We start from the raw sequence: 11,996 nt of genomic DNA, 5'->3' as shown, positions 1-11,996 counted from the left end.
ATCCCCCTAGGCCACCTGAACGGCGATGCGGTGGCAGGCGTTGTTGAGATAGCCCTTGGGATTCCAGCCCGGCACGACCATGGGCTGCGCGCGTCCCTGGCTGTCGGTGGCCTTGGCCCAGACCTCGTAGTAGCCGGGCTCGGGGAAGTCCAGGGCGCTGGTCCAGCGCTGCCAGGCCAGGCGGTTGGGCGCGGCGCTGAGCTCGGCCGGCTGCCAGGTGGCGCCGAAGTCGATCGAGACGTGGACCGCCTCGACCGCCAGGTCGCCGGCCCAGGCGTGGCCGCGTACCGTCAGCGGCTCGCCCAGCGCGTGGGTGATGCCGGACTTCGGAAAGGTCACCAGCGACTTCACCGGCATTGACTGGATGGTCTCGAAGTCCTCCAGCGGCACGTCGGTGCCGGGCGCGACCGGGTGCTTGGGCACGCTGTAGGAGGGCGCCCCCATCTTGGTGCCGTCGTGCTTGCGGTTGCGGATCACGATGCGCTCGAGCCACTTGCCCGACACCGAGCCGGGCCAGCCGCCGCATACCAGGCGCAGCGGATGCCCGTTCAGGTAGGGGATGTCGGCATCGTTCATCGCCCAGGCGATCAGCGACTCGTCCTCCAGCGCCTTCTCCATCGGCACCCCGCGGGAGATGGGATCGCGATTCGGATCGCCGCTGGCATGGGCGTCGGCGCCGTAGTAGCCGACATAGACGGCGTCGTCGGCGATGCCGCAGGCCTCCAGCACGTCGCGCAGCCGCACGCCGGTGAAGCGTGGGCAGGCCACCGCGCCGGTGGTCCACTGGTTGCCGCTGGCCGCGGGCACATATTCGCTGCGGCCGTTGCCACCGCATTCCACCTGCAGCTGGTAGGTGTGATGCGCGAAGCGCTCCTTGAGCTCGGTGATGGAGAAGGTCATGGGCGTCACGCAGGATTCCCCGGCGACCTCCAGCCGCCAGGCGGCGACGTCGATGGCATCCATCGCCGGCGGAATGCCGTTGTTGCGCACGAACATGCGCTCGGCGGGGGTGATGTCGTCGTCGAGCAGGTGGGCCGGCGTCTCGGCGTTGATCGGCCGATCGTTGAGCACCGTCAGGCCCTCCTTGCCCTGCAGCGTGAAGGGCTCGTCGCTCTGGGCCAGGGCGGCGGGAATCAGCCCGCCGGGCATGCGATCGGCGAAGGGGATCTGGGCGCCCACCGCGGCGGCCATCGCCAGCAGGCTGGAGCGCTTGAGAAAACCGCGTCGGGTGACGGGGTCGACGTCGCGATCCCAGAGCAGCCGGTCGGCCCGTTGCGGGTCTTCGGCGTAGAGCTCATGCAGGCCGCGGGTGCGGGGAAGCTTCCTGGTCATGGCGCTGACTCCTGAAGCGCCCGGCGGGCGGCGCAGGCGTCGTCGGCCGGGCTGATGTCGTGAGCTGTTGTTATGAAGGCGCGTGATGAGGGCGTGTCGGGCACGCTCGCTGTCACGGTCTGGCCTTGATCAGCTTAGGCCCGCGGAGTCAGGTCTGCCTCTGGTAGAATGCCCGCCTCGCCAAGGACGCCCGGAGACGCCCAGTGACCGATGCCATGCCGCCCATTCCCGCGCCCGATACCGCCTGTGCCGGGCGCGTGGCCCGCTATCTCGACACCCTGACCAAGCCACCGGGCAGCCTCGGCCGCCTGGAGTCCCTGGCGGTGAGCCTGGCTGCGATCACCGGCGAGGATTTCCCGCGGGTCGGCCCGCCCGCGGTGGTGGTGTTCGCCGCCGACCACGGCGTGGCGGCGGAGGGCGTCTCGGCCTTTCCCCAGGCGGTGACGGCCCAGATGGTGGCCAACTTCGTCGCCGGCGGCGCGGCCATCAACGCCTTCGCCCGCCGCATCGATGCCCGGCTGGAGGTGGTCGACGTGGGCGTGGCCAATGCGCTGCCCGCCGAGGGCGTCGTCCATGAACGCATCCGCCCCGGCACCGGCAACCTGGCCCGCGAGGACGCCATGAGCCGCGACGAGGCGCTGGCCGCCATCGCTGTCGGTCGTCGCGCCGCCGAGCGGGCCGCGGCGGCGGGCTGCCGCTGTTTGATCGCCGGCGAGATGGGCATCGCCAACACCACTGCCAGCAGCGCCATGCTGGCGGCGCTGACCGGCGTGCCCGTCGCCGAGCTGGTCGGCCCGGGCACCGGCGTGGCCGGCGAGGCGCTGGCCCACAAGCGCGCGGTGATCGAGGCGGCGCTTTCCGCCCGCGCGGCCGATCCCGCGGACCCGCTGGACGTGCTGGCGAAGCTCGGCGGGCTCGAGATCGCCGCCATGGTCGGGGCCTGCCTGGAAGCGGCGGCACGGCGCCTGCCGGTGCTGGTCGACGGCTTCATCGCCACCGTGGCCGCGCTGACCGCCTGCCGGCTCGACCCGGCGCTGCGTCCCTACCTGATCTTCGGCCATCGCTCCCATGAGCCCGGCCACGCCCATGCCCTGGCGGCGCTCGACGCCGACCCGCTGCTGGCCATGGAGCTGCGCCTGGGCGAGGGCAGCGGCGCGGCCCTGGCCTTCCCGCTGCTCGAGGCGGCCACGGCGATGCTCGCCGAGATGGCCACCTTCGACGCCGCCGGCGTCGACGACCGCAGCGAGCACGAGGAGCCTCGAGCATGACGCTGGACCCGCTGTCCTGGGAACTGCTGGCGCTGGTCGGTGTTGCGCTGGCCATCGACCTCGCGCTGGGTGACCCGGCCTGGCTGCCGCATCCGGTGGTCGGCATCGGTCGGGCGATCGCCAGGCTCGAGCGCGCCTGGAACCACGGCCGCGCCGAGGCACGCCGTCGGCGCGGCCTGTGGCTGGCGGTGGCGGTGCCCGCCGGCACCTGGGCGCTGGCCTGGGGCCTGCTGACGATGCTGGCCTGGCTGTCGCCGGCGCTGTCGCTCGCCGCCGAGCTCGTCATGCTGGCCACGGCCTTTGCCACCCGCGGTCTCGCCCAGGCGGCCCGGGCGGTGGCCGAGCCGCTCAGGCAGGGCGATCTGCCGGCGGCCCGCCGCGCGCTGGGGGGGATCGTCGGCCGCGATACCGACACGCTGGACGAGGCGGGGCTTTCCCGCGGCGCGGTGGAGACCGTGGCCGAGAACACCGTGGACGGCATCACCGCCCCGCTGTGCTGGGCGCTGATCGGCGGGGCGCCGCTGGCGCTGGCCTACAAGGCGGTCAACACGCTGGACTCCATGGTCGGCTATCGTAGCCCGCGCTATGAAGACTTCGGCCGCGCCTCGGCGCGCCTGGACGACGCCGTCAACTGGGTGCCGGCGCGGCTCACGGCTCTGGCCATGTGGCTGGCCGCTCGGCTCGTCGTCGGCGGCCGCACGCAGGGGGCCATGGCCGCCACCCGCCGCGAGGCGCCGCGGCACCCGAGCCCCAACGCCGGCTGGCCCGAGGCCATGGTGGCGCACCTGCTGGGCGTGCAGCTCGGCGGGCTCAACCACTACGACGGTCGCCCCTCGCATCGCGCCGTCCTCGGCCGCGCGCTGGAGCCGCTGAGCGTGTCCCATATCGAGCGCGCCATCCATCATATGCACGGCGGCTGGATCGGCGTGCTGGCGCTGCTGGCGTCGCTGGTGCTGCTGCGGGAGTGGCTGGCATGACGGCACACGCAGGACCGGATGCGAACAGCACACCGGGCTGGCCCGCCCACGGCGGGCGCATCGCGCCGCTGCTGGCGCGCCATGGCCTGCCGGCCGACCACCCGGTGATCGATTTCAGCGCCAACCTCAACCCTCTTGGACCGCCGCCCTGGCTCGGCGACTGGCTGAGCGATTGGATGAGTGAGCCGCTGGGCGGTGCCGCGTCGCTGGCCCGCTATCCGGACCCGGACGACGATCGGGCGCGCCGGGCCATCGCCGCCAACGACGGCGTGGCGCCGGCGCGGGTGCTGGTCACCAACGGCGGCATCGAGGCGATCCATCTCGCCGCCGCGCGGCATGCCGGTGGCCGGGCGCTGGTGATCGAGCCGACCTTCTGCGAGTACGCCCTGGCCTGCGCTCGGCATGGCCTCGAGGTCGAGCGGCTGGGCCTGGCGATGCCCGAGTTCCGGCTCGACCTCGACGCCGCCGAGGCCGCCCTGGCCGGTGTCGAGATCGCCTTCCTGTGCCGGCCCAACAACCCCAGCGGCACCCTGGTGCCCCGCGCCGACGTCGAGCGGCTGCTGGCGAGGGCCGACCAGACCGGTACCACCCTGGTGGTGGACGAGGCCTTCGTCGACTTCACCGAGCATGAAGAACGGCTGACGCCGCTGCTCGAGCGTTCACCGAACCTGCTGCTGCTGCGCTCGCTGACCAAGCTGTTCGACGTGCCGGGGCTCAGGCTAGGCTACCTGCTCGGTGCCCCCGAGGCGGTCGCGCGGCTGGCCGATTTGCAGATGCCGTGGAGCGTCAACGCCCTGGCCCTGGGGCTGGCGGCGTCGCTGCTCGCCGACCGTGACTATCTGGCCCGTACCCGGGCCTGGCTCGCCACCGAGCGCGACCTTCCCGAGCGCGTGCGCGCGCTGGGCTACACGGTGCCCCGGACCCACGCCAACTTCCTGCTGCTGCGCGGCGGAGAGGACGCCGAGGAAGCGGGGGCGCTGTTCGCCTTCCTGCTCGAGCGCGGCCTCCTGGCCCGCCATACCCACGGCTTCCCCGGTCTCGACGGCGCCTGGCTGCGCCTGGCGCTGCGCGGCGGCGACGACAATGCCCGGCTGCTCGAGGCCCTGGCGGCATGGCGGCGCCCATGATCGCCTTCGTCTCCGGCGGGGCCCGCTCCGGCAAGAGCGGCTTGGCCGAGGCGCTGGTCGACGAGTGGCAGTCGGCCCGCGGCGGCGCGCGCTTCTATCTCGCCACCGCCACCGCTCGGGCCGGCGACGACGAGATGGCCGCCCGCATCGCTCGCCACCGTCGCGAGCGCGGCGACGGCTGGCTGACCCTGGAGCCGCCGCTGGCCTTCGCCGAGGCGCTCGCCGCGATGCCCCCGGGCAGCACGGTGCTGCTCGACTGCCTGACCCTGTGGGCCAGCCGGGTGATGTTCGAGGCCGGGCTCTCGCAGGCCGAGGGCCGGGCGATGCTGGCGGCCGGGCTCGACGAGGCCCGCCGCCGCGACCTCGCCCTGGTGGTGGTCTCCAACGATCTCAACGAGGAACTGCCGCCCCGCGACGCCCTGGTGTGGCGCTATCTGGCCTTCCTGCAGGCCCTGCATCGCGATCTGGCCGCGGCGTCGAATCGCGTGATCGAGGTGGTGGCGGGCTGCGTCATCGACTGGAAAGGAGGCGATTCATGAAGGACGCGGGCTTCGGCGTGCTGCTGGCCATCCAGTTCCTGACCCGGCTGCCGGTGACGCTTGCCTGCCCCTGGACGCCGGCCACCCGGCGCTGGGCGGCGCGGGCCTATCCGCTGGTGGGTGCGCTGGTGGGGGTGATCGTGGCCGCCGCCGGCACGCTGCTCGAGGGCCTGCTGCCTCTGCCGCTGCTGACGCTTTTGCTGCTCAGCCTGTGGGTGGCGCTGACCGGCGGGCTGCACCTCGACGGACTGATGGACCTGGCCGACGCGCTCGGCAGCAACGCTCCGCTCGAGAAGCGCTGGGCGATCATGAAGGACCCGCAGGTCGGCAGTTTCGGCATGCTGGCGCTGGTCTTCCAGCTGGCCTGGAAGGCGGCACTGCTGTGGGCGCTGCTGGCGGCCGGGGCGAGCCCCTGGTGGCTGGTGCCGGTGGTGGCGCTGGGCCGGCTGGCCGCGGTCGGCCTGCTGGTGAGCCAGCCCGCCGCCCGCGCCGAGGGCCTGGCCCACGCCTGGCAGCAGAGTCTCGGTCGGCGCGACCTGGTGCTGGCCGCGCTGCCGGCGCTGGCGTGTCTGGTTTTCGTGCCCGGGCTGGCTTGGCTGCTGGTCGGCCTGGCGGGCTTCGTCATCATCTACGGCCGGGCGGTGCGCCGGGCCTTCGGCGGCATCAATGGCGACATCGTCGGCGCCGCCATCGAGGGAGGAGAACTATGGCTGCTGCTGATCGCCTGGAGCTGGTGGTCGTTCGTCATGGCCTGACGAGCTGGAACCGTGAGCGCCGCTACCAGGGCCATCGCGACATTCCGCTGCTGCTGCCGGACGCCGAGGCGGACCTCGACAGGCTGCGCGAGGCGCTGGCCGACGTCGCCTTCGACGCCGTGCACTGCAGCGACCTGACCCGCTGCCGCCAGACCCTGGCCCACGTGCTGGAAGGTCGGGAAAGCGGCGCACCGCGCCTCGATGCCCGGCTACGCGAGCTGGCCTTCGGCGACTACGAGGGGCGGACCTGGGCCGAGCTCAAGGACGATCCCGACTATCGCGCCTGGGTCGACAGCCAGGGTCGGCTGGCCACGCCCGGCGGCGAGTCCGCCGACGACCTCTGGGCGCGGCTCTCGGCCTGGCTCGAGGAGGTGCTGGCCGAGGCGCGGAAGGCGGGCCATCGCCGCGTGCTGGCGGTCAGCCACGGCGGCGCCATCCGCGAGCTGCGCCGGCGTCTGGAAGACGCGGACTTCTGGGACGGCGTGGTCGGCCAGGCCCAGGGGCGGCGTTTCACGTTCACACTCGAGGAGGACGGCTGGTCATGCAGCTCTTCATCGGCGGTGCCTGCGCCGGCAAGCGCGATCTCGTAGCGGCGCGCTTCCCCGACGCCGGCTGGGCTCGGATCGACGAGCTGGGGCTCGACGGCCGCGAGCATGACCTGCGCCCGGGCGCGGTGCGGGTGCTGACCGGCTGGACGCGCTGGCTGGAAAACGCGCTGGCCACGGAGCCCGACGATGACCGGCTGCGCGCGCGGCTGGTCGCGTCGCTCGACGCGCTGAAAGACGCCGAGCGGGAGGCGAGGGGAGAGATCGTGCTGATCCTGCCCGAGATGGGCCGCGGCATCGTGCCCATGGACGCGGCGGACCGACGCCTGCGCGATCTGGCCGGCTGGCTGGCACAGGATGCCGCCGCCCGCGCCGAATCGGTCTGGTATGTGCGCCATGGGTTGGCGCGGAGATTGTGAGGGCCTTGCTCCGGCCCCAGAGACATCACTCGGGGCTTTCCCGGCGACAGGTCTCTGAGGGGCGCTGTGAACCCATCCCGGGGCGCTACTTTTGCCATCCATGGCAAAAACCCCCTCTACGACCTGTCCCCGGCGCCCCTCACCTCGTGCCAACGTCTCCATGCCGCGTTGACGCCCCGGTAGGCGATTGCTAGCTTACGCCGCACTCTCGGGTGACCCGCCAGTCTGTCCTGTCGGCAGGCGCAACAGGCCCCGACAAGAAGGGCGAGGGTAAACGGGAAGTCGGTGATCCAGTCCGACGCTGCCCCCGCAACGGTGATCGAGTCACGCACCGCCACATGCCACTGTGCCACGCACGGGAAGGCGGCGGTGTGGAGGCGCACAGGCGCCTCGCTCGTCAGCCCGGAGACCGGCCCGAGAGCCAGCGCCGCAATGGGCGAGACAGCCCGCGGCTGGATAAAAACCGATACGCCGTGCGGGTGAGCACGGTGAGCAAGGACTCCCATGAACAAGCCCTATCCCTCCCGCGGCCTGGCGTTTGCCCTGGCCGCGCTGCCGCTGGCCGTCCAGGCCCAGGGCGAGGCCGCCGATGACGCCGCCGCCGAGACCCTCAACCCGCTGGTGGTGACCGCCGCTCTGGCGCCGCGCACCGCCGACGAGAGCCTGGCCTCGGTCACCGTGATCGACGAGGACCAGCTGCGCCGTCAGGACCCGACGGACATTACCGATGCGCTGCGCGCCCAGCCCGGCGTCGACGTGACCTCCAGCGGCGGCTTCGGCAAGACCACCAGCGTCTACCTGCGTGGCACCGGCAGCGAGTCCACGCCGCTGATGATCGACGGTATCCGGCTGCGCTCCGCCACCGCTGGCGGCCCGGCCTGGCAGTTTCTCGAGCCGCGCATGTTCGAGCGCGTCGAGATCGTGCGTGGCCCCCGCGGCAGCCTCTACGGCGCCGACGCCGTGGGCGGCGTGGTCCAGCTGTTCACCCCCGAGGGCGAGGGCGAGCCGGCCCCGCGCATCACGCTCGGCGGCGGCAGCTTCGATACCCGCCGTGCCAGTGCCTCGCTGTCCGGCAGCGAGGGGGGCACCCGCTACTATGTGGCCGCCAGCCGACTGGAGAGCGACGGCTACGAGATCGTCGACGGCGAGGGCGACAAGGGCTACGACAACACCACCGGTCTGATGCGCCTCTCGCACACCTTCGCCGGCGGCGCCGAGCTGGGCGTGCTGGCGCTGCGGGCGCGCGGCAATACCGAGTTCGATGCCTTCGGCACTCCCGCCGATACCGATTACGTGCAGCAGGTGGCCGGCGTCTACGGTGAGCTGCCGATCACCGAGACCTGGTCCAGCCGCCTGACGCTGAGCGAGGCGAGGGACAAGCAGGCAACGCCGCTGTATGGCAGTGTCTTCGATACCCAGGCGCAGACGGCACGCTGGGAAAATACCCTGGACCTGGGGCCGCACCAGCTGGTCGTCGGCGGAGAATACCGTGAGGAAGAGGTCAACGACAGCGAGACCGGAAGCGGGGCTTTTTCGGTGGAGAGTCGCGACAACACGGCCGTCTTTACCCAGGCGCTGATGGATTTCTCGCCGCTGACCGTCCAGGCCTCGCTGCGCCACGACGACAACGAGGCCTACGGCGAGGAGACGACCGGCAGCCTGGCGCTGGGTGTCGCCCTCGACGATATCCATACCCTGCGGGCCAGCTATGGCACCGCCTTCCGCGCGCCGACGTTCAACGACCTCTACTATCCGTTCGATGGCTTCTTCGTAGGCAATCCGGATCTCGACCCGGAAACCTCGGAGACCTATGAGCTGGGCATCCGGGGCCAGCTCGGCCGCGGATTCTGGGACCTGGCGGTCTACCAGAGCGACATCGACGACCTGATCACCAATGTCGACAGCGACGGCGATGGCTTCGTCGATACCACGGACAACGTCGACCGGGCCCGGATTCGCGGCGTGGAAGTCGCCACCGGCGCCGACGTTGAGGACTGGACGCTGCGCGCCGCCCTGACCTACGTCGACCCCGAGAACCGCGAGACCGGCAAGCGTCTGCAGCATCGTGCCTCGCGCAGCCTGCGCTTCGACGCCGACCGCGCGCTGGGCGACTGGACGCTTGGCGGCTCGGTGATCGCCCAGGACCATCGCTATGCGGATGAGGCCAACGAACAGCGCCTCGGCGGCTTCGCCACCCTCGACCTGCGCGCCGGCTGGAATTTCGCCCCGGGCTGGTCGACGCGCCTGACGCTGGAGAACCTGCTCGACAAGCAGTACCAGACGGTCGGTGGCTACAACAGCCCGGGCCGCGCGGCCTTTGTCAGCGTGAGCTTCGGCGGCTGATGCCGATCCGGCGACACCCGGCGCGGTGGGCCGTCGTGGCCATGCTGTGGCTGACGGCGGGGCTGTCTTTCGCGCAGGCCCAGGCCGATGAGTCGATCTGCGTCACTGACGATGCCGAGCGTGAGGTCTGCCTGGCCGCACCGGCGACGCGCATCGTGGCGCTCTCGCCCGGCGTCACTGAGCTATTGTTCTCTGCCGGCGCCGGCGAGCAGGTGGTGGGGGCGGTGAGCTTCAGCGACTATCCCGCCGCGGCCGAGGATCTGCCCCGGGTCGGCAGCTACGACCGCCTCGACCTCGAAGCGCTGCTGGCCCTCGACCCCGACCTGATCGTGGCCTGGTCGAGCGGCAATCCCCGGGAGCAGGTCGAGCGCCTGGCCGCGCTCGGTCTGCCGGTCTATTTCTCCGACGCCGGCGACTTCGCCGCCATCGCCTCGAGCCTCGAGCGCCTGGGCGCGCTGGCCGGCAGCGAGGCGCAAGGCCGGGCCGCGGCCGACAGGCTGCGCGGCGAGGTGGCCGAGCTGCGCAGCCGATACGCCGGCGCCGCCCCGGTGTCGGTCTTCTACCAGGTCTGGGACGAGCCGCTGATGACGGTCAACGGCGAGCACTGGATCAGCCGGGCGCTGTCGCTGTGCGGCGGTGAGACCCTGTTCGCCGACGAGTCGCCGCTGGTGCCGCGCATCGGCCGCGAAGCCGTGCTGGCCCGCGATCCCGAGGCGATCATCACCGGCGGTATGGGCAAGGCCGACTTCCGCTGGCTCGAGGCCTGGCGCGACTTTCCCGAGCTGACCGCGGTGCGCCGCGACAACCTGTTCTTCGTCGACCCCGACCTGGTGCAGCGCGCCACGCCGCGGCTGGTCGAGGGCACCCGGGCGCTGTGCGCGGATCTGGAGGCCGCCCGTGAGCGGCGCTAGGGCGTCGGAGCGGCTGAGTAGCGCCCGCGGCCCGCTGGTCGGGCTGGCGCTGGCGGCGCTGCTGTCTCAGGGGCTGGCGCTGTCCCTCGGCAGCGTGGCGATCGGCCCGGGCGAGCTCGTCCAGGTGCTGACCGGCGGCGGCGAGGCGCTGCATCGCACCCTGGTGCTGGAGCTGCGCCTGCCCCGGGCGCTTGCGGCCTTCGGCACCGGCGCGCTGCTGGCCATGGCCGGCGCGCTGATGCAGATCCTGCTGCGCAACCCGCTGGCCGATCCCTACGTGCTGGGGCTCTCCGGCGGCGCCTCGGTGGCGGCGCTCGCCGCCATGCTGGCCGGACTCGGCGCCGCCCTGGTGGGCGGCGCGGCCTTCGCCGGAGCGCTGGCCTCGACGCTGATCGTGTTCGGCCTGGCCCACGGCGGCGGCAGCTGGACGCCGACTCGGCTGCTGCTCACCGGGGTGGTGATGGCCTCGGGCTGGGGCGCGCTGATCAGCTTCCTGCTGGCGGTCAGCCCGGTGGAGCGCCTGCCCGGCATGCTCTACTGGCTGATGGGCGATCTGGCCTACGCCGGCAGCCCCTGGCCGGTGCTGGTGACGGCCGCGGCCGCGCTGGCCGTGGTGCTGCCGCTGGGGCGTACCCTCAACGTGCTGGCCCGGGGCGGGCTGCAGGCCGCCGCGCTGGGCGTGGCGGTGCGGCCGCTGGAGTGGGCCCTCTACCTGCTGGCGAGCCTGGTCACCGCGGTGGCGGTGACCACCGCCGGCAGCGTCGGCTTCGTCGGCCTGATGGTGCCGCACATGCTGCGTCTGCGGCTCGGCAACGACCAGCGGCGCATCCTGCCGGCGAGTCTGCTGGCCGGCGGCACCCTGCTGACCCTGGCCGATACCCTGGCGCGTACCCTGATCGCCCCGCAGCAGCTGCCGGTGGGCGTGATTACCGCGCTGATCGGGGTGCCGACCTTCCTCTTCCTGCTGCAGCGGAGCCGGCGATGACGGGCCCGGCGGCGAAGGGGCGGATGGCGAAGGGGCTGGAAGCGACAGGCCTGGTGATCGACGTGCCGGGGCGGCCGGATGGCCGGGCGCTCGATCTCGCCATCGAGCCTGGCCAGCGCTGGGGCGTGCTCGGGCCCAACGGCGCCGGCAAGACCACGCTGCTGCATACCCTGGCCGGGCTCCGGCCGCCGCGGGCGGGGGAAGTGCGCCTCGACGGGCGCGGGCTGTCGCACTGGCGGCGCCGCGCGCTGGCCCGACGGCTGGGGGTGGTGTTCCAGGAGCGCCACGACGACTTTCCGGCCACGGTGCGCGAGACCGCCCTGATCGGCCGCCATCCGTTCCTCTCGCCCTGGCGCCAGGAGGGCCCCGAGGATCACGCCCGCGCGGTGGCGGCGCTGGAGCGCCTCGAGCTCTCGCACCTGGCCGAGCGCGAGCTGGCGACGCTCTCCGGCGGCGAGCGCCAGCGGGTCAGCCTGGCCACGGTGCTGACCCAGGCGCCGGACGTCTGGCTCGCCGACGAGCCCACCAATCACCTCGACCTGCATCACCAGGTGGCGGCCATGGCGCTGCTCGCCGAGCAGGCCGATCGCGGCCACGGCGTGATGATGTGCCTGCATGACCTCAACCTGGCGGCGCGCTGGTGCAGTCATCTGCTGCTGCTCTATCCCGACGGCGAGGCCTGCTGGGGGGAGGCGGAGGCCATGCTGACGGTCGAGGCCCTCGAAAGCCTCTATCACCAGAAACTGATGTGTGTCGAAGTCGACGGGGCGCCGGTTTTCGTGCCGACCCGCTGAC

12 protein-coding genes and 1 riboswitch are annotated in these 11,996 nt (G+C 72.5%); of the genes, 11 read left to right on the top strand and 1 reads right to left on the bottom strand.

Annotated elements, in window-relative coordinates:
* Positions 1 to 6: 6 nt before the first annotated feature.
* Positions 7 to 1,332 carry a sulfite oxidase gene (locus QWG60_RS11920; protein ID WP_146907169.1) on the bottom strand — a complete coding sequence of 442 codons (1,326 nt, stop codon included), beginning with the start codon at positions 1,330 to 1,332 and terminating at the stop codon, positions 7 to 9.
* 215 nt (positions 1,333 to 1,547) lie between these two features.
* Here QWG60_RS11920 and cobT point away from each other — a divergent pair, with 215 nt between their 5' ends.
* The 11 genes from cobT to QWG60_RS11865 all read left to right on the top strand — a co-directional run bounded on the left by cobT (position 1,548) and on the right by QWG60_RS11865 (position 11,995).
* Positions 1,548 to 2,600, top strand: a complete 1,053-nt coding sequence (gene cobT / locus QWG60_RS11915) for a nicotinate-nucleotide--dimethylbenzimidazole phosphoribosyltransferase (RefSeq protein WP_146907385.1) — start codon at positions 1,548 to 1,550, stop codon at positions 2,598 to 2,600.
* Positions 2,597 to 3,577 carry an adenosylcobinamide-phosphate synthase CbiB gene (gene cbiB, locus QWG60_RS11910; protein WP_146907171.1) on the top strand — a complete coding sequence of 327 codons (981 nt, stop codon included), beginning with the start codon at positions 2,597 to 2,599 and terminating at the stop codon, positions 3,575 to 3,577. Before cobT ends, cbiB begins: the two co-directional genes overlap by 4 nt.
* The gene (cobD, locus tag QWG60_RS11905) at positions 3,574 to 4,704 is read left to right on the top strand and encodes a threonine-phosphate decarboxylase CobD (RefSeq protein WP_146907173.1); all 1,131 of its coding nucleotides are present in this window, start codon (positions 3,574 to 3,576) and stop codon (positions 4,702 to 4,704) included. The genes cbiB and cobD overlap by 4 nt, the downstream gene beginning before the upstream one ends.
* Complete coding sequence (locus QWG60_RS11900; RefSeq protein WP_186810031.1) at positions 4,701 to 5,243, top strand: bifunctional adenosylcobinamide kinase/adenosylcobinamide-phosphate guanylyltransferase; 543 nt, start codon at positions 4,701 to 4,703, stop codon at positions 5,241 to 5,243. The genes cobD and QWG60_RS11900 overlap by 4 nt, the downstream gene beginning before the upstream one ends.
* A complete protein-coding gene (cobS, locus tag QWG60_RS11895) occupies positions 5,240 to 5,998 on the top strand; it encodes an adenosylcobinamide-GDP ribazoletransferase (RefSeq protein WP_046079861.1) in 759 nt (252 codons plus the stop codon). The genes QWG60_RS11900 and cobS overlap by 4 nt, the downstream gene beginning before the upstream one ends.
* A complete protein-coding gene (locus QWG60_RS11890) occupies positions 5,950 to 6,588 on the top strand; it encodes a histidine phosphatase family protein (RefSeq protein ID WP_046079860.1) in 639 nt (212 codons plus the stop codon). Before cobS ends, QWG60_RS11890 begins: the two co-directional genes overlap by 49 nt.
* Complete coding sequence (locus QWG60_RS11885) at positions 6,540 to 6,962, top strand: bifunctional adenosylcobinamide kinase/adenosylcobinamide-phosphate guanylyltransferase (RefSeq protein ID WP_046079859.1); 423 nt, start codon at positions 6,540 to 6,542, stop codon at positions 6,960 to 6,962. Before QWG60_RS11890 ends, QWG60_RS11885 begins: the two co-directional genes overlap by 49 nt.
* Positions 6,963 to 7,210: 248 nt before the next feature.
* Positions 7,211 to 7,377, top strand: a riboswitch (cobalamin riboswitch).
* An 89-nt stretch (positions 7,378 to 7,466) separates the two neighbouring features.
* Positions 7,467 to 9,305 (top strand): TonB-dependent receptor domain-containing protein, encoded by a 1,839-nt coding sequence (locus QWG60_RS11880; protein WP_107181206.1) that lies wholly within the window; start codon positions 7,467 to 7,469, stop codon positions 9,303 to 9,305.
* A gap of 41 nt (positions 9,306 to 9,346) precedes the next feature.
* Positions 9,347 to 10,216, top strand: coding sequence for a cobalamin-binding protein (locus QWG60_RS11875; RefSeq protein ID WP_246124612.1), 870 nt, complete (start codon positions 9,347 to 9,349; stop codon positions 10,214 to 10,216).
* Entirely contained in the window at positions 10,203 to 11,201 is a 999-nt protein-coding gene (locus QWG60_RS11870) for a FecCD family ABC transporter permease (RefSeq protein ID WP_173834959.1), read from the top strand. Before QWG60_RS11875 ends, QWG60_RS11870 begins: the two co-directional genes overlap by 14 nt.
* A 23-nt stretch (positions 11,202 to 11,224) precedes the next feature.
* On the top strand, positions 11,225 to 11,995 hold the full coding sequence (locus QWG60_RS11865) for an ABC transporter ATP-binding protein (protein WP_046079856.1): 771 nt from the start codon (positions 11,225 to 11,227) through the stop codon (positions 11,993 to 11,995).
* Position 11,996: the final 1 nt, after the last annotated feature.

This window comes from Halomonas halophila (assembly GCF_030406665.1).
In the GTDB taxonomy this organism is placed as follows: Bacteria; Pseudomonadota; Gammaproteobacteria; order Pseudomonadales; family Halomonadaceae; genus Halomonas; species Halomonas halophila.
This window is presented reverse-complemented; position numbering and strand designations above follow the sequence as displayed.